Annotated in this window: 20 protein-coding genes; 8 read left to right on the top strand and 12 right to left on the bottom strand. The window is 47.8% G+C overall.

Annotated features, from left to right (window positions below; genetic code table 11):
- Positions 1–67: 67 nt before the first annotated feature.
- From AAGC78_RS07805 to AAGC78_RS07795, 3 genes are read right to left on the bottom strand one after another with little or no spacing between them, the layout of a single operon-like run.
- Positions 68–250 carry a FeoB-associated Cys-rich membrane protein gene (locus tag AAGC78_RS07805; protein ID WP_435783502.1) on the bottom strand — a complete coding sequence of 61 codons (183 nt, stop codon included), beginning with the start codon at positions 248–250 and terminating at the stop codon, positions 68–70.
- 31 nt (positions 251–281) lie between these two features.
- Positions 282–2,141 (bottom strand): ferrous iron transporter B, encoded by a 1,860-nt coding sequence (gene feoB / locus AAGC78_RS07800; protein ID WP_435783501.1) that lies wholly within the window; start codon positions 2,139–2,141, stop codon positions 282–284.
- Between the two features lie 45 nt (positions 2,142–2,186).
- Positions 2,187–2,489, bottom strand: coding sequence for a FeoA family protein (locus AAGC78_RS07795; protein ID WP_435783500.1), 303 nt, complete (start codon positions 2,487–2,489; stop codon positions 2,187–2,189).
- A 217-nt stretch (positions 2,490–2,706) separates the two neighbouring features.
- On the opposite strand from AAGC78_RS07795, the gene AAGC78_RS07790 reads away from it, so the two are divergent.
- A complete protein-coding gene (locus AAGC78_RS07790) occupies positions 2,707–3,756 on the top strand; it encodes a YbaY family lipoprotein (protein ID WP_435783499.1) in 1,050 nt (349 codons plus the stop codon).
- 7 nt (positions 3,757–3,763) lie between these two features.
- On the opposite strand, the gene AAGC78_RS07785 is transcribed toward AAGC78_RS07790, so the two are convergent.
- A complete protein-coding gene (locus AAGC78_RS07785) occupies positions 3,764–6,160 on the bottom strand; it encodes a fatty acid cis/trans isomerase (protein ID WP_435783498.1) in 2,397 nt (798 codons plus the stop codon).
- A gap of 165 nt (positions 6,161–6,325) precedes the next feature.
- On the opposite strand from AAGC78_RS07785, the gene AAGC78_RS07780 reads away from it, so the two are divergent.
- Complete coding sequence (locus AAGC78_RS07780) at positions 6,326–7,171, top strand: DUF3014 domain-containing protein (RefSeq protein WP_435783497.1); 846 nt, start codon at positions 6,326–6,328, stop codon at positions 7,169–7,171.
- A gap of 361 nt (positions 7,172–7,532) precedes the next feature.
- Positions 7,533–10,166 (top strand): TonB-dependent receptor, encoded by a 2,634-nt coding sequence (locus AAGC78_RS07775; protein ID WP_435783496.1) that lies wholly within the window; start codon positions 7,533–7,535, stop codon positions 10,164–10,166.
- Positions 10,167–10,229: 63 nt separating this feature from the next.
- On the opposite strand, the gene AAGC78_RS07770 is transcribed toward AAGC78_RS07775, so the two are convergent.
- On the bottom strand, positions 10,230–10,940 hold the full coding sequence (locus tag AAGC78_RS07770; RefSeq protein ID WP_435783495.1) for a DUF6445 family protein: 711 nt from the start codon (positions 10,938–10,940) through the stop codon (positions 10,230–10,232).
- Between the two features lie 416 nt (positions 10,941–11,356).
- Here AAGC78_RS07770 and nagK point away from each other — a divergent pair, with 416 nt between their 5' ends.
- From nagK to nagB, 5 genes are all read left to right on the top strand, one after another.
- Positions 11,357–12,283, top strand: a complete 927-nt coding sequence (gene nagK, locus AAGC78_RS07765; RefSeq protein WP_435783494.1) for an N-acetylglucosamine kinase — start codon at positions 11,357–11,359, stop codon at positions 12,281–12,283.
- A 15-nt stretch (positions 12,284–12,298) separates the two neighbouring features.
- Complete coding sequence (gene nagP, locus AAGC78_RS07760; RefSeq protein WP_435783493.1) at positions 12,299–13,603, top strand: N-acetylglucosamine MFS transporter NagP; 1,305 nt, start codon at positions 12,299–12,301, stop codon at positions 13,601–13,603.
- Between the two features lie 59 nt (positions 13,604–13,662).
- Positions 13,663–14,751 carry an acyltransferase family protein gene (locus tag AAGC78_RS07755; protein ID WP_435783492.1) on the top strand — a complete coding sequence of 363 codons (1,089 nt, stop codon included), beginning with the start codon at positions 13,663–13,665 and terminating at the stop codon, positions 14,749–14,751.
- A 63-nt stretch (positions 14,752–14,814) separates the two neighbouring features.
- Complete coding sequence (gene nagA, locus AAGC78_RS07750; protein ID WP_435783491.1) at positions 14,815–15,984, top strand: N-acetylglucosamine-6-phosphate deacetylase; 1,170 nt, start codon at positions 14,815–14,817, stop codon at positions 15,982–15,984.
- Between the two features lie 83 nt (positions 15,985–16,067).
- A complete protein-coding gene (gene nagB / locus AAGC78_RS07745; protein WP_435783490.1) occupies positions 16,068–16,862 on the top strand; it encodes a glucosamine-6-phosphate deaminase in 795 nt (264 codons plus the stop codon).
- A gap of 112 nt (positions 16,863–16,974) precedes the next feature.
- On the opposite strand, the gene AAGC78_RS07740 is transcribed toward nagB, so the two are convergent.
- From AAGC78_RS07740 to AAGC78_RS07710, 7 genes are all read right to left on the bottom strand, one after another.
- The gene (locus AAGC78_RS07740) at positions 16,975–18,027 is read right to left on the bottom strand and encodes an acyltransferase family protein (protein WP_435783489.1); all 1,053 of its coding nucleotides are present in this window, start codon (positions 18,025–18,027) and stop codon (positions 16,975–16,977) included.
- Positions 18,028–18,226: 199 nt separating this feature from the next.
- Positions 18,227–18,745, bottom strand: coding sequence for a ribosome biogenesis factor YjgA (yjgA, locus tag AAGC78_RS07735; protein ID WP_435783488.1), 519 nt, complete (start codon positions 18,743–18,745; stop codon positions 18,227–18,229).
- A gap of 186 nt (positions 18,746–18,931) precedes the next feature.
- Positions 18,932–19,204 carry an HPr family phosphocarrier protein gene (locus tag AAGC78_RS07730; RefSeq protein ID WP_435783487.1) on the bottom strand — a complete coding sequence of 91 codons (273 nt, stop codon included), beginning with the start codon at positions 19,202–19,204 and terminating at the stop codon, positions 18,932–18,934.
- A 3-nt stretch (positions 19,205–19,207) separates the two neighbouring features.
- On the bottom strand, positions 19,208–20,077 hold the full coding sequence (gene rapZ / locus AAGC78_RS07725) for an RNase adapter RapZ (RefSeq protein ID WP_435783486.1): 870 nt from the start codon (positions 20,075–20,077) through the stop codon (positions 19,208–19,210).
- A 12-nt stretch (positions 20,078–20,089) separates the two neighbouring features.
- Positions 20,090–20,542: a PTS IIA-like nitrogen regulatory protein PtsN gene (gene ptsN, locus AAGC78_RS07720; protein WP_435783485.1), complete on the bottom strand. Its 453-nt coding sequence runs from the start codon at positions 20,540–20,542 to the stop codon at positions 20,090–20,092.
- 96 nt (positions 20,543–20,638) lie between these two features.
- On the bottom strand, positions 20,639–20,929 hold the full coding sequence (gene hpf / locus AAGC78_RS07715; RefSeq protein WP_435783484.1) for a ribosome hibernation-promoting factor, HPF/YfiA family: 291 nt from the start codon (positions 20,927–20,929) through the stop codon (positions 20,639–20,641).
- Between the two features lie 135 nt (positions 20,930–21,064).
- Positions 21,065–22,723, bottom strand: coding sequence for an RNA polymerase factor sigma-54 (locus tag AAGC78_RS07710; protein ID WP_435783483.1), 1,659 nt, complete (start codon positions 22,721–22,723; stop codon positions 21,065–21,067).
- Positions 22,724–22,922: the final 199 nt, after the last annotated feature.

Genomic DNA, 22,922 nt, shown 5'->3' with positions numbered 1-22,922 from the left:
AAAAGAGAAGGGCGCAGCAAGCGGCGCCCTTATGAATCGATTCGTTTTTTGCGGAGAACCCGAAGTATTAATTCGGTGTTTTTTCGGAAGGGGTTGAGCAGCTGGAATCCGTGGTTTTGGCACAGCCGCTACAGCCGCCGCAACTAGCTGCTTTCTTGCCCGGGAATATCCAGCGGCGCGCTAAAAATAGCGCCGCTGCTACCACACAGGCTCCAACAATCACTTCTTGCCAGGGAATGTTTTGCAACATAAATGCCTCCCGATTCCAGAATTAATCTATCTCAACCTACGATTGCGCTGGCGATTTGGTAGGTCGCCCAAGCGGCAAAATAAGCCAGCGCAAACAAATAAATAGTGAAGAACGCCGTTGCTTTGGCCGAGTTAGTCTCACGTTTGACAACAGCAATGGTGGAAATGCACTGGGGTGCATACACAAACCACGCAAGATAAGCATAGGCCACCGGAATCGACCAGCTGGCGGCTAGCGCCGAGCCAAGTGCTACATCGATTGATTCTTCACCTACCGCATACACCGTTGCCAGCGCGCTCACGGCAACTTCACGTGCGCCCATTGCTGGAATCAGCGCAATACACATTTGCCAGTTGAATCCGAGCGGTGCAAACAGGGGTTGCATAAAGTGGCCGAGTTGGCCGGCAAAGCTGTAGTCGATCGCTGGTTGGGTGGCGCCTTCCGGTGCGCCGGGGAATGTCGCCAAAAACCAGAGCACAATTGAGAGCGCAAGAATGATCGTACCTACGCGACGGATAAAGATCCATGCGCGTTCACGCAGGCCGATCAGCAGGTGGTACATCATTGGCCAGCGATAGGTTGGTAATTCGAGCAGCAGCGGAAACTCTTCGCGACCACTGGCACGGCGGCGCATCAACCAAGCGATCACTGCCGCGCTGACAACACCTGCAAAGTAGAGCGCAAACAGCGTCAGACCTTGCAGGTTGAAAATCCCCCACACGGTTTGCTCGGGAATGAATGCGGCGATAATCAATGCATACACAGGCAGACGCGCTGAACAGGTCATCAGCGGTGCAACCATAATAGTGATAAAGCGCTCGCGCGGATCAGCGATAGTCCGCGTCGCCATAATACCGGGAACGGCGCAGGCAAAGCTGGACAGCAGTGGGATGAATGAGCGGCCAGATAAACCCAGTCCGCGCATCGGGCGATCTAGCAAAAACGCGGCGCGAGTGAGGTAGCCGGTATCTTCCAGAACCAGAATGAAGAAGAACAAAATAATAATTTGCGGCAGGAATACCAATACACCGCCCACACCGGCAATCAGGCCATCGACAATAAAGTCTTTCAGGATGCCATCGGGCAGTGTGGCACCGACGAACTCACCCAAGCTACTAAAGCCGCCATCAATCAAGTCCACGACGGGTGACGCCCAGGCAAATACCGCTTGGAAGATCACCAGCAAAATAGCGAAAAGCGCAATCAGACCAATTACGGGGTGCATCACCATTGCGTCAAGGCGATCTTGCCAGCGCGGCAGATGCGGCGGCTGGATTACGTGCTGGCTCATGATGCTTTCAATTTCAGCGTAGAGCGCTTCCACCGATTCCTGACGGTCGCTGATAGTGAGCGCCTGCTCACCGTCTGCTGCAACAGGTTGCTGGGCGTAGCCGTCCAACACCTTGCGCAGGTCATTTACACCTTGGCTATTAACCGCGACAGTTTCGACAATCGGAATACCAATCGCTTTGGAAAGGGCGGCGGTATCAATGCTGATGCCGCGGCGCTTGGCCTCATCCATTTGGTTGAGAGCGAGGATCAGTGGGCGGTTGAGGCTTTTGAGCTCCATCACCAGACGCAAACCAAGGCGTAGGTTACAGGCATCGATTACCGCTACCAGCAGATCAGGCTTACGCTCACCGGCGAGTTTACCGAGGATCACATCGCGCGCGACCTGCTCATCGGGTGAGGTCACAAACAGGCTATAGGTTCCGGGGAGATCGACCAGTTCGGCCGGTTTTGACAGACCGCCTACCATGCCGGAGCGGCGTTCAACAGTCACACCCGGATAGTTGGCAACTTTGGCGCGGGAGCCGGTCAGGCGGTTAAATAAAGACGTTTTGCCGCAATTGGGATTTCCAATTAACGCGAAGCGAATAGGGGTGGACATTATTGCTACCTGATTAGAGGTTTGTGCTGATATAAGGGTGAATGCTTAGGAAGCGGCGAGTAGTACGGGTTCCACGCAGATTTTGGCTGCTTCGGCGCGGCGCAGCGCGAACTTGGTACCGTTGACTTGTACTGCCAGTGGATCTGATCCCAATAGGCCAAAACCGATGACTTTTAACTGGGCGCCGGGCAAAAAGCCTAATTCTTTCAGGCGCAGGCTTACGCGCTCATCCTGTGTGCCAAATAGCGGTTGGGCAATCAGGCTCGTTACCCGCACTGACGCGCCTTTGCGGCATTGATCGAGGCGGAGTGTGGGGGATGTGGCATCAGCTTGCACGGCAGTATTCATAATTAGCACGTCTTATGTGTAAATGAGAGTGATTATTAGGAAGAATACTGTATTTACCGCCATGTCGCAATTTACTCGGTCCTTGTTAACACTTCCTGAGGTTCGTTAAGAGAATCGGTCTGACTGGTATTTGCCTGCTATCCTTTTTAGCAGTGATTTAATCGGGAATTTGGCTGTCGATATTCATCAGTAGCCCGTTTTAACGAGGATGAAAAGAATGAAAAAACTCTGTGTATTGATTTTCGGATTGCTGGCGTTAGCTCAGGCTTCAAGTGCAGCTGAATCGGTAAAAGGTAGCGTCACCTATCTGCAGCGGATTGCCATGCCAGCAGGTGCTCTGCTGGAAGTGAGTCTGGTCGATATTTCGCGGGCAGATGCCCCGGCATCGATTGTTGGCACCACCCAGATTTATGGACCGTTTTCATCGCCGGTTAAATTCAGGATTAATGTTGATCCGGAAAAAATTGATGCGAAAAATGATTACGCCGTGCGCGCGACTATTCGCGTGGATGGGAAACTCTACATGACGACAGACAAAGCCTATCTGGTGCTGACCAAAGATCGCGGCAATAGCGTCGAGCTGGCGATGCGTGGCGTCGGTAGTGAGGCGATTGCCATCGAGCAGCCGCTGGAAAAATTGCCCGCTTATTATACCGGTGTCTTGCCCTGTGCCGATTGCGAGGGCATTAACTATCAGCTGCAATTATTGCCAGGAAATTTTTACTTCTTGCGCACCAAATATGCCGGTAAACGCAAGGTTCCTGAAGATGAGGTTGGCCGTTGGTTGATTGTCGACCGCAACCGTTTGTTGTTGGATCAGGCAACCGATAAAGGCGATAACCAGCAATTCCGCATTGTCGACAACCGCCAGTTGCGCAAGCTGGATGTGCAGGGGCAGGATATTGTTTCCAATCTCAATTACAGCTTGCTGGAGAGCACAGAAAAACCCTTTAATCCCAGCCTGAGTATGAAAGGGCTTTATACCCATACCGCCGGTGCAGGGCAGTTTACCGATTGCATCACCGGGCAGCGCTGGCCGGTTGCTCACGAGGGTAAAAATGCAAACCTGGAAAAATCCTACGGCAAAAAAACAAAAACACCGGGTTCGCCTTTACTGGTGAGTTTGAAAGTTAACATCGTGGAGCGACCAACCGCTGATACGGGTACAGCGGCTGCTCACGTGCTGGTTAAGAAAGTGAAGCGGGTGAGCAAAGAGCACACTTGTGATTCCGTGACCGGTCGCCCGGCCACGGCTAAACGCATCTAATTATCCACTAGCGATTTTCGAGGCGGTTGTAATCCAGTAACGCCGCCTCTTCCGGTTCGTTCAAATAATAAAGTTGATGGACTTTATCGCTAAACGGCCAGAATTCCGAATGGCTGCGGCGCACGCCGTAAATATCGCGCAAGACTTTATAGTCTTCCTCCGAATCCAATTTTTGCACACGGCTGACAAAATCATCCATTTGCTGTTCATCCACCCGCATAAAACTGTTGGGATAATTACCCACAATACCGCGTGCAATGGTCAGATTGTCTTCTGCCGGAATGCGTCGCTTTTCTTCGCCAAACAATGACGATAAATTCGAATAAGCACTGTTGTGTACCAGCGTAAACAATCCCACGTTTGGAATCTGGATTACCGTTGTCTGCGGTAAAAAGCTGATCGGCTTTCCGGTGGTGCTTTGCAATTTTTCATAAATCGCCACTTTGTGCGCGGGCAATTTTTTTGTCCGGATGTTGAACGGCGAATTTGCAGCTTCACCGAGGTAGAGTTTTAATTTTTGGTAAAGCTCTTTTTGCGGATCGTCGGTGACGTAGCGAATTTTGTTCGGCGCATCCACTTGTTTGATGTAGAGATCAACATAGGTTTTGAGGTTGGATTCTGCATCGCGATACCAGGACGACATGATTTTTTCTTGTGACGCTTCCGGCAGCAGGCCAACAAAATTCATCTCGCCTTCAATACGCAAAAAGTCCATGTACAGGCGGCTTAATAATTGGTGCGAAACGTTGCCGTACACATCAAAACCGGCCACCAGCAAATAATGGATTCGCTCCAACAACGGATAGTCAATCACCCAGGCGGTTTTCGGCGGCTCACCAATCATACCTTTGTGCACACTGGCGCTGTCGCTGTGGCGAAAGATAGTAAGTGCAGCATTGGGATTTTTGCCGCGCTCGCCGTTCCAGATATTGTTCATCTCCAAACCGCCTTCGGCAGCAATCAATTTGCTGACGAAAGTTGCTTTTGCGGCGAGATATTCTTTTTGTAAATCTGAATATTTAATCCAGTTGGTCATAGGGCGAAGAGTGTTGCCAGCTTCTGCGGGCAATTGCAGGTGTTTGCTATTGTCCGAGAGAAACTTGGCGATACCTTTGGTGTTCTGGGTTTCGGGCGAAACAAAGAAAACCCAGAAATGATCCTGAATAACATTGAGTGCAACTTGTCCGCGACAAACCGGTCCTTTAATAAAATTCATAATGGTGAATTGTGCTTCGTTAAGCATAAATCGATAGCGAGCATTCACCGGAAGATCAGCAAAGGAAACAAACGGATTTGAGGCAACCTCGGGTGCATAAGAAGGTAGCTGCGTCACCTCGTAAACAAATTCCCCTTGGGTTGCAAAAAATAATTGTTGCCACCCTTTCATTCGCGCTGCATTTAAGGCGTAAGGCATATGGGTTTTAGCAACGATGCTGGATGGGTCTTGCCACAGGCGATAATACACCCGGTCGACGTTGGGATTGTCGTATGGACGCGGAGTGCTGATACGCGCAATCGGTTGCCCTGGCGGTGTGCTGGAGCGAACTAAACGGAAGTAAGTTCTGGGGGCTTCCTTGAAAAAAATCTGCGCTAAAAATAAATGCTCATAGATATAACGATTAACCAACTGTTGTTTCAGGCTATCGCCATTAAAAAATATTTCCCATTTGGCCACTTGCTGCTGCACGCTGGTGGGTAGTTGCGGCGGCGTTCCCATAGCAGCACCTTGGGCTAGCCAATCCATAGTCGTTTTGTATTCTTTTTTGTTGAGTGCAGGCAGGCCGTATGGCATTCCCCAGAGTGGATTCTTTTCCGCAAAGCTGTCGAAGTTTTCAATGCTGGCGCAATATTGTTTGGCGTTGAGATTGAAATCAAAACTGGCGGGCAGGATTTCAGTGTCCGGAAGCGGGTTGTCTTTTTTCAATTCAAGAAATTGTGCCATCACCCCGGCTTTGATATTGGCATTGGGGGTGTTGTTGCGCTCGTTTAATACGGGATGGAAACCTTTGGTTCGCCAATCGGCGGTAGTGTGTGCATCTTCAAACAGGCGGGTGAGCGATGCCCCGAGCAAGCGGGTACCGTCGTAAACCTTTACGGGATTAGCGCCGCGCAGCAATCCTTCGTAGGACTCGAGTTTGAGCTGGCAAGGTGCATCGTAGCAACCGTGGCAGACGACGCAGCGCTGCTCAAGAATCGCTCTTGTATCTTTATAATAGGTGAGTTTTGCCTTGCTTGGGGTAGTGGGCATTTCGCGTGGATGGGCTTTGCCGTAGCGCTGGTCCCATTGCGATCCGGTGATGCTGGCACAGCCCAGGGTGATAATCAGCATAACGCCGAGGCTGCCCCGGGCGAGGTGTTTTGCCAGGTGAATGAATGACCCGAATAATGGGAGAGGGCGGGGCATGAAAGATCCTTGTGCAAGCAGCTATAAAATGAAGATTAGTCTAACCCGCGCCGATAAAAATTGGGAACCGTAACCCTTCGAGGCTGTCCCCATAAGAGGGATTAGGCCATAATTCGGCGCTGTCCTGCCTTCTGTTACAAAAATCGCCAATCAAAGGGTTTTGCTATGAGTGATAACTACCAACCGCGCAAAAGTTCATCCACGACCATGATTGTTATTGTGGTTCTGGCATTGATCGCTGCGGCGGCTACCTTCTATTTCCTGCGTGATGATGCTCCTGCGGCCTCGCAAACGGTGACTGCGCCGGTTGGCGTTCCGCAAGCTGTTGCCACCAGTAGCGCATCTTCAGTTGCGCCGATTCAAGAATATGAACCACCACAGCCTGTCGCTGCTGAAGTTGAACCTTTACCATCATTAAATGAAAGTGATAGCAGTTTACTTGCAGCATTGCAGCAATTGCGTGGTGAAGGTTTATTGCAGTTAATTGTTCCGCAAGAAATCATCCGTAAATTTGTATTGGCAGTAAACAATGTTGCCGAAGGCAAAGTGATCCAGGAATACCGCCCGGTTGTTTCTCCACCACCCCCTTTTATTGCTGAATCCTACACGGTGATGATTGAAGGTACTGCTGCTGAGCAAGAGCGTGTATCAGCAAAAAATTTCCAGCGCTATGAACCCTATGTCACCACGTTGTCATTGATTGACAGTGATGCAGCCGTTGCTGTGTATCGCCGTTTTTATCCATTGCTGGAAGAAGCGTTTAACGAGCTTGGTTTGAAAAAGCCAAATTTCCACAGCGTGTTAATTGCAGCGATTGATAACGTGCTCGCAGCTCCCGATGTGCAAGGTGATTTATTGTTGCTGCGCCCGAAAGTGTTTTATCAATATGCAGACCCGGCATTGGAAGCGCTGCCACAAACCCATAAATTAATGATCCGTATGGGCCCCGAAAATGCACGTAGTGTGAAAGCAAGTTTGCGCCAATTGCGTGCAAGGCTCGTTGCGCAATGACACAAAATTGTGCATAAAAAAATAGTGCGTCTCTCGAAAAAAACCGCTTTTTTAGCGGTTTTTTTACAGCTTTTATTTAGTTCCTGATTATTTGTAATTTTCTTATATATTTTTTGTAAAAAATATTTTTGCAAAATTCTCATCTCGCTTCTCTTAATTATCTGATTTTTAAGAGGTTGTCATTTTTTGATCAGCTCTGTTTCTGCTCGATGACTCCTGATTTGCATTTCTCCCGTGTTGACAACGTTGTCCGTCGTGACTAGTGTTCGCCCCATCGACAACGTTGTCTTGTGTCTTCAGTTGTTGAATAAAAGGTTGATTATTAAACACACACAAATTGCAAAGTCACGGGAGAATTACCATGCGCAACAAGTTAAGTGATGCGATTAATCTGGCCAATAAGGGTGCGTTAATGCTCGGATCGGTTGCAGTCGTCGCAATGATGGGCTTTACATCCACCGCTAGTGCACAAGAAGCGGCGTCGGATTTGGAAGAAATTGTTATTACCGGTATTCGCGGTGCGTTGAAAAATGCAGTGGATATCAAACGTAATTCGACTGCTATTGTCGATGCAGTTTCTGCGGAAGATGTAGGCAAGTTGCCTGATTCGGACGTAGGCCAGACATTGGGCCGTATTCCTGGCATCACTGTAGGTCGTGCATTCGGTCAAGGTGCCTCTGTTTCAATTCGTGGTACTGATCCACAAATGACTTACACCACATTGAACGGCCAGTCTGTTGCATCAACTGGTTGGTTTGATCAACAGGCAATCGACCGTTCATTCAATTACTCTTTACTGCCATCCGAATTAATCGGTGGAATGGAAGTGTATAAGTCTTCCCAAGCTGACGTTACTGAAGGCGGCATTGGCGGTACGGTAATCGTTAAAACCCGTAAGCCATTGGATCTGGATGCAAACTCGGTATTTGCGAGTGTGAAGGGTGCTGTTGGTACTGTCAGCGATGACTTTGCACCGGAAGTATCTGGTTTATATAGCTGGAAAAACGATTCTGAAACCTTCGGTGTTTTAGTTGCTGGTGCGTTTAGTGAAGGCGATTACATCCGTCGCGGTATTGAAGCTGATTCTCGCTGGGCTGGTGATGTTGCTCCTACCACTTTCGTGCAAGAGCGCGAGCGCACTGCGATTGATTTGAATGTTCAGGCTCGTCCAACGGATAATCTTGAGTTTGGCCTGCATGTATTGAGCATGGAGTTGGTGGGCGATAACTCTAACACCAGTCATTACATTTTCTCTGGCAATGCGCCAGATAGCACTTGTTCCCTTAAAAATGCTAGCGGTATCTGCTTGATTAGCGATATTCCTGCAGCTAATGCAACCAATGCATTTGTTCAAACTTGGGCTCGTGTTGGTGAAATGACTTCCGACACTTATGAGTTGAATGGTAGTTTCACCGGTGAAGGTTTTAAAGTTTCCGCTGTAGTTGGTAAGACAGAAGCAGAAGGTGGTACTAGCATGACCACTAACTATTCTTACGATCTTGCTTCCTTGCCAAAGTGGAGCGGTACCATTGATGCAACTGGCAAAGAAATCAAAATTCGTCCTTCTTCTGATCAATCAGTAGAAGTTTCTGATTTCGGTGCGACGACTGGTCCTGCGGGTACTTGGGCTACCACCAGAGGTCCAAACTCTGACGAAGAAACTTTTGCGCAAGTTGATTTAACAATTGATTTGGATTTGGGTGCAATCACCTCATTCAAAACCGGTATTCGTTCTACTGAGCACGAATTTGAAAAAGGCGTTGATCGCTCGGTATTTAACGCTACCACCACTACTGTAAGTACAGATTCTCTTTATAGCGGTTCTATCGACATGGGCAGCCCTGGTTGGTCTTTCCCTAAACCCGATATCGGCGCAATGATGGCAAATACCAAAGCTAACGTTGCTGGTTGGGTGGAAGAGCGCGGTGGTTTCGGCGTATTGAATGAACAAAACCAATCCTTATACGGCATGTTCACTTTCGAAGGTGATGGCGTTAGAGGTAACTTTGGTCTGCGTTACATTCAGACCGATGTTTACGGTGTAGGTTACAAACTGGATGGCACTCCACTGGCGGCGGACGATGTTGCGCAAAACGCTGGTTGGAGCACGAAAAAAGTGAAAGAGAAAGCAGATTACGATGATGTGTTGCCAAGTGTGAACGTTGCATTTGATTTAACAGATGATCTGATATTGCGCGCATCTGCTTCGCAAGCGATTACTCGTCCAAACTATGAAAACATGTTCCTTGAAGTGCAAACTGGCTTCCAGGATTCTGTTGCTAACAATGAAACTTACACCAAAGGTGATGTATCTCTGCAACCAATGAAAGCTAGTCAGGCTGATGTTGGTCTTGAATATTACTACGGTGAAGGCAACATTATTTCTTTGACTTATTTCACCAAAGACATCACCAATTTCATCACTACAGAAACTGCGGTTGATCAAAGTATTGGTGTAGTTAGTCCTGATAGTGGCGTAGATAGTTGGACTGTGAACCAATATGTAAACGCAGGTGGTGGTGAAATCGATGGTTTGGAATTCCAAATCAACCATGCGTTTGATAATGGTTTTGGTGTGTCTGTTAACTACACCTATGCAAACGGTAATGCGCCTGCTGAAAGTTATCAGGATCGTATCGGTGCATTCAGTCTTTCATCTAACCACAATGCAAACCTGGTGGGTTACTGGGAGAGTGATGAGTTCTCTGCACGTGCTGCCTACAACTGGCGTTCCAAGTATATGGTTCGTGAAACAGGTTGGTATGGCAACCGTATGCATGACGACTTCGGCACTTTGGATCTGAGCTTTGGTTGGAATGTTACCGAGTACATTGCTTTGTCTCTTGAGGCAACTAACATCCTTGAAGAAGATGATCTGCAATACGGCGCAGCGGAAAATTACACCACTGTTAAGTCTCCACTGAAAGATGGCTACCCAGCATGGTCGTTCATCGGTGAAGCAACTTATAAGTTGGGTGCAAGCTTTAAGTTTTAATTCTCCGTAATAATAAAAAAGCCCGGCATCTGCCGGGCTTTTTTATTTTCAATTTAGATAATGTTAAAAATCATAAAACGTATTTACGGTTAATCGTCCTGTTTTTGGATTTTGGTCAATACTTACTGCGGTATCAATGTAAGGTGCGTGCAGCATGCTGCCTTTGTAAATGACAAGCCGATTAAATTTTGCTGTGACCATTCCTATCTTTTCATACAGCTCACTGGATTCTTTTGCGTAGCCGGGTTTTGGGCGCTTACTATTAATTTCTTCGTAATAAATATCCAAATAGTTTTCGCGCGTGTCTTCTGTAATTTGGTCGAGGCCTGTTGTTGTGTGGCGATAGAACGCAGTGCCACCGTGTTGCTCATCACAAAGATATAAAAGTACCGCAATGTGGTGTGGTGTGCTTGCATCAAAATGTGGGGTGCGTTGTAGTGGGCCGAGATCTTGTGGACGCATTGTCATTAATGAATAAACACAAACACTTTTTCTTATATCCAGATTTTCTGGGACACTAAATTCTTTTTTAATAATCGGTTCGAGTAAAACTGTTAAGTCATAAGAATAATCACTGGGGGCCGCAGCTCTTATTCCTGGGTAACCCTTTTTATTTGCATAGCCGGGATACAAACTGAATTGGCTTTGCGTTGCATACTCAACCATTAATTGGGGTTGCTTTAAAAAATTGTCTATCACCAAAATTTTATGCGTTCCAATTCTAAGGGTGTTGATCGTTAAATTTTCGTTGGGTGAGTAAGGCTGGGCGGTCATAACATTTACCAGGTGAAGAGGTACTTTTTGGTGCTATCTGGTTCATCCTGGCACCAAGATGCGGCAAGTAATAAGGCGATTATGCCATCCATTTTTCCGGTTTTGGGTGCTTTCGTAACGTTAGCAAAAAACCTTGTAAAAGTTGCATTTTATTGTTTGACAACGTTGTCCTGTTGTCATAATCTAACCCTGTCCGATGATAGACGCTGTATCTGGCATCTCTCCTTGCTGGTGCAGTATTCATGGGGCATGAGTTCTCTAGAGCTGTAGTAGTGGTCTTGTGGTTAGTGTCCTGCGGGGCACTAACCTTTTTTAACCTCTGTTATGATCGCGAGTCTGGCGGAACATTCGAATTTTTAAGGTATCTGACTTTTAGCGCTAGTCGGGTATTTGCTCTAAAAATAAAGAGGTAGATCATGGCGAAGATGCCACTCGGCGAACAAACCTTGTATATCGGTATTGATGGCGGGGGCACCAAGTGTCGCGCCAGTATCATGACCGAAGATTTACAGGTGCTGGGTACAGGTGTCGGTGGGCCAGCTAACCCTTTTCACGGTGTACAACAAGCCAAAGATTCCATCCGCACTGCCGCCGAATTGGCGTTGATCGATGCTGGACTGCCGCCCTCTGTGATGGGCGAGTTGGTTGCCGGTGCCGGTCTTGCTGGTGTTAATGTCCCAAGCCTTTTTGACGTTATCAGCGCTTGGGAACATCCTTTCAAGCATATGTTTCTCACTACCGATCTGCATATTGCCTGCCTTGGTGCTCACAATCGTGATGAAGGCGCGGTGATGATCGCGGGAACCGGTTCTTGCGGCTATTCTTTTGTTAAAAATACATCGCTCATTCTTGGCGGTCACGGTTTTCCTATTGGTGATAAAGGAAGCGGTGCCTGGATGGGTTTGGAAGCAATTCAGGCTGTATTGTTGGCCTCAGATAATTTAGGCCCGGCTACCAGTTTGAGCCAAAGCATTGGTGAGTTTTTGCAAGCTGAAGGCGTAATGATTGTCGACAAAATGTTTGGCGCAAAGTCGAGTGACTACGCCAAGTTCGCCATTTTTGTTGTCGATGCTGCCGATGCCGGTGATGCAGTTGCAATTGATATCGTCAAAGAAGGCGCTGCTTATATGAGTGCAGTCGCGCGCAGATTATGGAATACCGGACCTGGTCGTATGTCGATCATCGGTGGTCTGGCTCCACGCCTCATTCCCTGGATGGATCAGGAGATGGCAAACAATATTTCCCCCGCTTTATATCAACCGGAATTTGGCGCCGTGTATTTCGCCAAACAGCGTTTCAAGCTAACCAACAATAACGAAAGTGTTTTAACCACTGCCATCTAACGCGAGAACTTGACCATGAGTAACGACGCTATTGCGGTCCCGGAATCGGGCGCAACTCCTAAGAGTACATTTCTTCCTTTGGTAATGATTGCCGGAATGTTTTTTATTTTCGGATTCGTTACTTGGCTTAATGGTTCATTGATGCCGTATCTGGAAGTGGTGCTGGCGCTAACACCATTTCAGGCTTCATTTATCCTGTTTTCTTTTTATATTGCAGTAACCGTTTTTTCACTGCCATCTTCCTGGATCATCCGTAAGGTTGGTTACAGAAATGGTATGGCAATTGGTTTGGCTGCGATGGCTGCTGCTGCACTTATTTATATTCCTGCTGCAAAAACCCATTGGTTTGGCATGTTCTTGATCGGCCAATTTATGATGGGTGCCGGACAAACTTTAGTACAGACCGCAGTGAACCCTTACGTAGTAAAAATGGGGCCAGAAGAATCTGCTGCGCGCCGTATCAGTATCATGGGGATTCTCAATAAATCAGCCGGTATTGTTGCACCTCTTGTATTCACCGCATTAATTTTGGGTGGCATGACTGGTCATCCAACGACTACACCAACGCCTGAAGAAATTGAAATCATGGCAAGCAATTTGGTAATGCCATACATCTACATGGCGTTAGTAATTGGTGCTGTTGCGCTTTTGGTGAAACTTTCTTCTCTACCTGAATTGGAGTCTGAAGAAGATCGAGCAGAGAAATTACCTCTGCGCGGCGTATTGCAATTTCCAAGTCTGGTGTTAGGTGTTATCGCGTTATTCCTTTACGTAGGTGTAGAAGTAATTGCCGGTGATACGATTGGTGCCTACGGTCGCAGTATTGGCTATAGCAACTTCTCCATTCTTACTTCCATCACCATGGCTTGTATGGTGTTCGGTTATATTCTCGGAATTATATTAATCCCACGTGTGATCTCTCAGCAAAATATGTTGTTGGTCTCTGCGGTGCTTGGTGTATTCATCAGCCTCAGCATTGTATTTGGTAGTAACGAATCTACCTCTATTTCTTCGCTGTTTGCGTTCTTGGGTGCGCCTGCAATTCCTAACACGATTCTGTGTATCGCATTACTTGGTTTGGCAAACGCAATTGTATGGCCGGCAATTTGGCCATTGGCACTGAGCGGTTTAGGTAAATACACCGCAACGGGTTCTGCACTGTTGATTATGGCAATTGCGGGTGGTGCGGTTGTGCCGGTGATTATGGGTGCATTATCAACAGTAGTTGATCGTCAAACTGCATACATAGTGATGACACCTTGCTATTTATTCATCCTCTTTTATGCAGCTAAAGGATACAAACTGCGCAGCTGGAAATAAATTTCCGCAATAACTTTTTCAGCACAGATAGTACGACGACATCATCTGCGAGGTATTCGATGGTCAAACAACGTTTTCAAGCTTTGGATGTGATGCGTGGTTTGACCCTCGCGTTAATGATTCTGGTAAATACTCCAGGCTCTTGGGAGTTTGTGTACGCGCCGCTTTTGCATGCCGATTGGCATGGCGCGACTCCTACCGATTTTGTATTTCCTTTCTTTATGTTTATTGTCGGCTCGGCTATGTACTTTTCAGTGCGTGGCCTTAGCCAGCTGACATTTGCCGATCAAACTAAAAAAATTCTGCGCCGTGTAGCATTGCTATTTTTGATTGGTGTGTTGCTCTCTGCCTATCCATTTACTGAAAGTCTTGATCAGTGGCGTGTGATGGGGGTTCTGCAGCGCATTGCGCTGGCTTACGGTTTCGCTGCATTTATTATTTTGTATTTCGGATTTACTGGTCGTGTAGTGATTAGCACTTTGTTGTTGGTTGGCTACTGGGGTTTATTAAATCTGTCTGCTGATCCTTACAGTGTTGAGCACAATATTGTGCGTCAGTTTGATTTGGCGGTATTGGGTGGAAGTCATCTGTGGCAGGGTAAAGGCATGCCATTCGACCCTGAAGGTATCTTGAGTACATTTCCTTCTATCGTAAACGTCATTATCGGCTTTGAAGCAACTCGCGTACTCTTGGCGAGCGAAGATAAAGAAAAAGCCCTGAGCAAATTATTTATTGCCGCGCTGGCTTTGGTTGGTGCTGCGTTGTTGTGGAGTTCGGTTTTCCCGATCAATAAATCTTTGTGGACTAGCCCATTCGTGTTGCTGACCTGCGGTGTTGCGATCCTGATGTTGATTTTGCTGGTGAAGCTGGAGCGCTCGGCAATCGGATCATCGATCAAACCTGTGTATCACGTGTTTGAAATTATCGGTAAAAATCCGCTATTCATTTATGTATTGGCCGCGCTCTTGGCGAATACATTATATTTAATTCCGATTGGTGATCAGTCTGCGTATACCGCGCTTTATGCTGCATTCCGCAGTTTTGCAGATCCCTATTTGGCATCGTTATTATTTGCCTTATTACAAGTAGCTGTCTTGTGGTTTGTTGCATGGGTATTGCACAAGCGCAACATCATTATCAGCTTGTAAGGCATAACTGGTTTAATGCTTGCTGTGCGCTAGTACGGCAAGTAATTTATGACAGGTGTTGTTATGACAGGCGTTATGAAACAGGCGTTAGTAGGCGCGCGTATATTTACCGGTGAAGGTTTCCTCAACAATTACGCATTGGTAATTGCGGACGAAAAAATTGACGCGCTTATTCCCGCCGCTGTTCTGGATACATCCATTCCGCAAATTTTGTTGGACGGCGGTGTAATTGCACCGGGATTTATTGATCTGCAAGTAAACGGTGGTGGCGGCGCGTTTTTTACCAGCGACACCAGCCTCAGTGCGATCAAAACTATGCTTGATGGTCATCGTCCCACTGGCACCACTTCGCTGCTTCCCACTTTGGTTAGCCACACACGTGAAGTGCACCAAGCGGGTGTAAAAGCAGTGGCTGATGCGGTTGCTTCCGGATTAAAAGGTGTGCTGGGTGTGCACGTAGAGGGGCCGTTTTTTGATATGGCTCGCCGCGGTGCGCACAACGAGCGTTACATTCGCGAAATGGAACAAGCCGATATTGATTGGCTGGTTGAATCGGTTAAAAGCCAGCACGATTTTAAAGTCATGATTACGCTTGCGCCCGAGCATGCTGCGCCGGGTCAAATTAAACAATTAACCTCTGCTGGTGTGGTGGTTTGCGCGGGGCATACCGATGCGCATTACGAATCGGTTGTGAATGCGATTAAAGAAGGCCTTTCCGGTTTTACGCATTTATACAACGCGATGCGTCCAACTACCGGACGTGAGCCTGGTGTTGTTGGTGCGGCGTTGGAAGATCCCAACAGTTGGTGCGGAATTATTATTGATACCTATCACGTGCATGCTGCTTCTGCGCGCATCGCTTGCGCTGCAAAACCAAAAGGCAAAATGTATTTGGTGACGGATGCAATGTCTACCGTTGGTTCGCCAGAAAAATCGTTCCAGATGTACGGCGAAACGATTTATGAAAAAGATGGCTGCTTGGTAAATGCCGAAGGTCGTTTAGCGGGCAGTGCAATCGGCATGATTGACGCCGTGCGTTTGAATACTGAATGGGTAGGAATGGAGCTGGAGGAGAGTTTACGCATGGCAGCACTTTACCCAGCGCAATATATGCAGGTTGATAATTATCTCGGTCGTATCGAATCTGGATTCCGTGCAGATTTGGTGCACTTTACTGATGATTATCGTGTGACCCACACCTGGATTGCAGGTGATGGTTTGCGTCATAGCTAATTTTTTATTATTAGATTTTATCGTTAGGTTTTATCTTTTCAGAGTTTAGTTTTTTCGGTCAATACCACTCACTGGAGTGTTCAATGAAAGTTGTTATTTTGAAAGATGCTGCTGCAGTTGCTAAATACGGCGCAAATATTTTTATCAAACAAATTAGCCGTAAACCTGATTCGGTATTAGGGTTGGCAACTGGCTCAACGCCGGTGGCGCTTTACAAAGAATTAATTGAATCTTATAAAAGTGGGCAGGTATCTTTTAAGAAGGTGAGTAGTTTTAACCTGGATGAATATTTAGGTTTGAACCCAACCCACCCACAAAGCTATAGATACTTCATGAACCAACAATTGTTTGATCATGTTGATATCGATAAAGCATCTACCTTTGTTCCGCCAGGTGATGCTGAAGATCCATTCACTGCTTGTGCGCTGTATGAAACCGCGATTAAACAAAAAGGCGGGATCGATATCCAGTTGTTGGGGATTGGTCGTAATGGTCATATCGGTTTTAACGAGCCGTCATCATCATTGATGTCTCGCACTCGTATTAAAACCCTGACTAAAGCAACCATTGATGATAATGCACGCTTCTTTGGTCCCGACGAATACCAGCCGCACCTGTCGATTACTATGGGAATCGGTACGATTCTCGAATCCAAAAAAGTGGTGTTGTTAGCGACAGGCGAAAATAAAGCGGAAGCGATTAAAGCCACCGTAGAAGGTCCGCTTACTGCTGCATGCCCGGCATCTGCATTGCAATTGCATGAGCAGGTTGTATTGGTAATTGATGAGGCGGCGGCATCACTGTTGTCAGATGTGGAATTGTACAAACACATCGAAGTGGAAAACCAGAAGCTGCTTGAGCGTTTAGGTCGCGCGTAAATTTTTAAGTACGCTTGGCCCTAATTGTATTCATAAAAAGTTGATGTTTTTTAAGCCAGCTCCTGAACAGGGCTGGCTTTTTTATTTCTATCCTAATTGTTTTGATGCAGGCTTATTGAGCGTGCTCAGGTTTAGGTAACAACTTGCGCTTTAAAAATCGTTGCATTGGTTTTTCTACCCAGCGATGGATAAACCATGCAGCAACCAACATAAAAACAACAGTACCGCTGACCAATAACCATCCCGGCATTACGTCATGCCATGCATTAAATGCCATAAAGCCGATATTTTCGTGTAGCAGGTACAGCGGATAAGTCAGCACGCCCAGATAATAAAAACGCGGGTCGCGCAGCAAACCATTTTTGCGTAAGGCGATTGCCGACAGAATGGCAAAAAATAACAGCGTGCCTATAACCGATACCCATTCATTGAAATCGGCTTTGTACCAACCAATCATCAATTCCGTAAACACCTGATTCTGACGCACACAGAAAATCACGCTCAACAATAGAAGTATTCCGTAGCCCCAGTTAAAGCCTTTTGATTGCACCAGATACAACACGCAACCGCACGCAAAATAACCTGCCCAATGCGGAAACCCGGCAACAAAATGTTCAACGTTAATCGCGAGTGGTGTGCTCAAACCGATGATCGATGCAATCAGCACCGCACCGCAAAACCAGGGCAAGAAGCGCAGCAGCCGAAACCAAATCATCACCAATACGAGTGCGTAGAATTTCAGTTCAATCCACAGCGTCCAATAAACACCATCCACCAGCGGCACATCAAAACCGTTCTGCAGCATGGTCAGGTTGACAAGAAAATGCGACCAACTCACTTGAAAGGCAGGTTGGTTAAATAACACGGCGGCACTCGCGGTTAAGATGACGCACAACCAATAGGCGGGATAAAGACGTACAAAACGCGAAACAATAAATTCGCGCGGCTTACCGTCTTCGGCGCTGAGTAAAATCACAAAACCGCTAATAATAAAAAAGAAGTTGATCCCCAAGTACATGTAGCGCCCGTACTCACCAAACGCATCGGTGCGTGGTGCCGGTGCAAAATCCAGAATGGAGCCAACGTAGGTGTAGTGAAATAGCACTACCAGAACGGCGGAGACAAGGCGCAGTAAATCTATTTCATAAAACCGGTTGTGATTCATTTAGTTATTATCCGTAAGACAACGATGTCATAGTGTAGCCGAGCGCCAATTATCTGCTCCAGTTAATATCTGTTAACCGCTGGTAAAGCATCGTTGGGAATAATTTATATGATCAGCACGGCCATGTTTCTGTCCGGGATCAGGCCAAAAAAAAGCCGCTGGAGATCAGCGGCTTTTTCAATTTTGCTTGCTGCAATTATTAGTCTTGCAGTTCCAGTTGTTCGCGAATAAACGCAAACAACTTACGCGCACTTGCGGGCGGCTTGTTCTCTTCGCGCTCTTTTTGCGCGGTGCGAATCAACTGACGCAGGTGTTGCACATCAATGCCGGGGCAGGAGGTAACCAGAGTTTGGAATATTTGCTTGTCGCCTTCGATCAGCAGGTCGCGATAGCGCTCTACTTGATGCTGGCGATGAACATATTGATCGCTGCGGTTTTGCAGTTTATCTACCGCTGCTTTGATTTCCTCGTGGTTGCCTTCACGCATCAAGCGACCAATGTATTGAATCTGGCGGCGGCGCGCTTCTTTGGGCGGTAATTTGCGCGCGATGTAGATGGCGTCCAGCATGGTTTCGCTCAGGGGAATACTGGCGAGCTGCTTCTCGTTCATGTCGATCAGGCTTTCACCCAGCGCTTGCAGCGCGTGCATATCGCGTTTTACTTGCGACTTGCTGAGGATGTAGTCATCGGGGTTGATGTCGTCGTAGTTATAAACCATAAAAATTACTGTACTTGATACGCACAGGGCGTAATTGGATAAAACAGGCAGTGATCAGGTTACTGGGATAGCTCGGGGTAATCACTGGGCTGGAAAAGGTCGCGCAGCTTAGTGCAGAAAAGCAACAACAACAACCGCTTTTACAATCAAGCTGGCTCGCCGTTCTTGCTTATAACGATAGTCTGTTTATTCGCCTTCTTCAAAGCGGTCGGCAATCAGGGCGCGGATGGCGCAGAGTGCGGCCTCGGCGTCATCGCCCTCTACGCTGATTTGCAGGGCAGTGCCATAGCTGGCTGCCAGCAACATGAGCGACATAACGCTTTTGGCATCGGCCCAGCCGCCTTCGCCTACGCGCGCGGATACTTTCGCCTCAAAGCGGTTGGCGAGAGTTGCCAACTTGGCGGCGGCGCGGGCGTGCAGACCGCGCTTGTTAATGATATCGAGGGTTTCTGTCTGCATAATCTAATGTTTTTTGTGCTTGTTAATATCGCGATGACGAACTTGTACATCGCTAAAACTTTGGTCGAAATGTTTTTGTAAGCGCTCGGTTAGGTACACGGAGCGATGCTGGCCGCCAGTACAGCCAACCGCGATGGTAATGTAACTGCGGTTATTGGCCTGGTAGCGCGGCAACCAGCGAGTGAGGTAATGCTCGATATCGTCGTACATTTCTTTCACTGTGACTTGTTCTTCCAGAAAGTCGATAACTTCCTCGTCCTTGCCTGTCTGTGGCCGTAAATTAGGTTTCCAGTGCGGATTGGGCAGGCAGCGGGCATCGAACACCAAATCAGCATTAATCGGCACGCCGTGTTTGAAACCGAAGGATTCAAACAGAATTGCCATAGTTGATTCGCTGCGGCCAACCACACGCTCTTTTACCAAATCGCGCAGCTCATGCAGGTTTAAGTGGCTGGTATCAATCACTTGGTCAGCGCAATCGCGGATCGGCTCCAACAATTGCTGCTCTGCCGCAATTGCCTCTTCCAAACTGGTGTGTTTATCTGACAGCGGATGCTTGCGTCGGGTTTCACTAAAGCGCTGAATAAGTACCGCTGGCTGCGAATCCAGAAACAGCGTTTGAAAGGGCAGATGCGCTTCTTTCAGGGTGTTAATCATTGGTGGAAAAATCTGCAAATCTTTCCACGCATTACGTACATCGATGCCAATGGCGAAGCGGTGCTGATCGTCTTTATGGATCTGGATTTGCGCGACCAGTGCCGGTAACAGGCTGACGGGCAGGTTATCGATACAGTTAAATCCCACATCCTCAAGGACATGGAGTGCTGTACTTTTTCCCGAGCCGGAAAGGCCGCTGACAATCACCAGATGCATGGTCGGTTCCTGTTAGGGGGCTGCGAGCGCCGCTTGGAAGAGCGCATTGTTGCTGGTGGCTGCGCGCAAGCTTTGGCGGTAATCGGCGTTATTCAAAGCGGCGGCAAGCGCCGCGAGCGTCTGCAAATGTTCACTATGGGCATCTTCCGGTACCAACATTGCAAACAGAATATCGACTGGCTGTGAGTCGATAGCATCAAAATCAATAGGGTCTACCAAGGTGATCAGTGCCCCGATAGTACCGGTGCAATGCTCGGCACGGCAGTGGGGAATGGCAATGCCATGACCGATACCCGTTGAGCCGAGTCGCTCGCGGCCAATCAGGCGGCGGAACAGGTCATCGGCATCAATATCCGGGATATCTTGCGCAATGGTGTTGGCGAGCAACTCCAGTGCGCGTTTTTTACTGCCGCCTTCGACTCCACAGAGGGTTCGGCCGGGGGTGATCAGATCTTGAATTTGCATGGCTAGGTGATGCCGGGCATCTCTCGCTGGGTAATTGTGGTCATCACTTTTGGCGACGACCACACAGGTTCAGTTAACAGGTTGGTTTGTCGCCAATTAGCGATGGCTGCGCATTTTTTCTTTGTGTTTAATCAGTTGACGGTCAAGCTTGTCCGCCAGGGCATCGATAGCGGCGTAAAGATCTTCATTGGTTGCGTCTGCGTGCACATCTTTGCCGCTCACATGGATGGTGGCTTCTGCTTTTTGGATTAGTTTGTCAACCGAGAGGATAACGTGGGTGCTGGTAATACGATCGTGGTGATGGGTCAGTCGCTCAAGTTTGCTAGTGACATACTCTCTCATTGAATCGGTAACTTCGACGTGGCGACCGCTGATATTTATTTGCATAGATACTTCCTCTCGCTAGAAATAAAACAGTTGCAAGCTGCACAACCTCTATTACATCCATGAATGTTCACTGTGGGCTTCATTCATGAAACTACATTCGAAAAAGCTTTCGAACTACAAGTGACAAATAATCTATTAAATAGTTTTACGTTCGTTCGACGGTGGAATATTGAGTGACTCGCGATATTTCGCAATAGTGCGGCGCGCCACTTGAATCCCTTGCTCTGCAAGCAAATCGGTAATTTTGCTGTCGCTGAGCGGTTTTTTCGGGTTTTCGGCGCTCACCAGTTTTTTGATAATCGCGCGAATGGCGGTCGACGAACATTCACCACCACTGTCAGTACTCACGTGGCTGGAGAAGAAATATTTCAGCTCAAAGATACCCTGTGGGGTGTGCATATATTTTTGCGTCGTTACCCGCGAAATAGTGGATTCATGCATCTCTACAATTTCGGCAATATCGTGCAGCACCAAGGGCTTCATTGCTTCGGGGCCGTAATCCAAAAAGCCGCGTTGTTTTTCCACAATGCAACTCGCCACTTTCAGCAGGGTTTCGTTGCGGCTCTGCAAACTTTTCAGGAACCAGCGCGCTTCTTGCAGGTTATCTTTGAGAAAGGTGTTGTCGCTGCTTGAATCGGCGCGCTTCACCATAGAAGCATAGTCGGAATTGATCCGCAGGCGTGGTGCGATATCCGGATTTAGTTCAACTATCCAGCGGCCATCACGTTTTTCCACAAATACATCGGGAATAACATACTCGGTATCGCCGCTGGCAATCATGTCGCCCGGGCGTGGATTCAGGCTCTGGATTAGCGCGACGGCAATGCTTAGCTCTGATTCTTTGAGTTTGGTACGGCGCATCAACTGGCGATAATCGCGGCTGCCGAGCACCGGCAGGTATTGCTTGGCAATCAGTTTGGCCGATTCCAGAAACGGTGTTTTGGGATCAAATTGTTGCAGCTGCACCAATAGGCATTCGGACAGGTTTTGGCTGCACACACCGCAGGGATCGAATTGCTGCAGGCGATGTTGTACGGCTTCTACTTCGTCGAGTTCGAGCTCTTCGAAATCGTCGCGCATACCTTCAAAAATTTCTTCGACGGTGATGGAGAGCATACCGCTCGGCTCAACGGCGTCGATAATGGCCATAGCCAATACGCGGTCGCGATCTGACATAGGGGTCAGGTTTAGTTGCCACATCAGGTGATCATAGAGGGAATCAGTGGCGGCGCGACGGCTTTCAAAATCGTTGTCTTCGTTGTCGTAATTGCTGGAGCTACCGCTGGATGATGACTGGTAAACGTCATCCCAACTGGTGTCTACCGGTAAGTCGCTGGGGATGGATTCGCTCCAGTCGCCATTGTCGGCGCCGAAACTGTCGCCTTCGCCGTAAACATCGGAATCGCCAAAGGATTCGCCCTCCCCAAAGCTCTCACCACCACCTTCACCAAAACTTTCGCTTTCCGAATAATTATTACTTTCGGAGTAATTATCGGCGGTAGCGGAATAGCTTTCATTGGAGCTGAAGTCGGTGCCGTTATCAGCGCCGGCTTCGGCTGCAATTTCCAATTGGCGAGTGTAATCCGCTTTGTCTTGTTCGCTGCCTTCGTATTCACTGGCAGGGCTGGGCGAATCAAACGGCTCCTCAACTTCCAACATAGGATTGGATTCGAGCGCTTCCTGGATTTCTTGTTGCAAATCCAATGTCGATAATTGCAATAGGCGGATCGCCTGCTGCAATTGCGGAGTCATGGTCAGCTGTTGGCCGAGTTTAAGCTGGAGAGATTGCTTCATTGTGTGAACGACAAACCCTTATAACGCAGGATGGAAAAAACATCAGTTATAGCGAGTTTAGACAGGGTTGGCCGCGCAAGCAATAAGCTTAAGCAAGCTTTATGCCTAATGGGCAAAGATTGTTACTTGTCAAGTCGTTTATAGGGCGGCTAAAGCGCCCAATAGGAGGTCGTTGGTAACACTTGATGTGAATTTGATC

Source organism: Cellvibrio sp. (assembly GCF_039207905.1).
Lineage (GTDB): Bacteria > Pseudomonadota > Gammaproteobacteria > Pseudomonadales > Cellvibrionaceae > Cellvibrio.
Note: the sequence above shows the minus strand (reverse complement) of the source record. Positions and strands in the feature narration are given on the sequence as shown.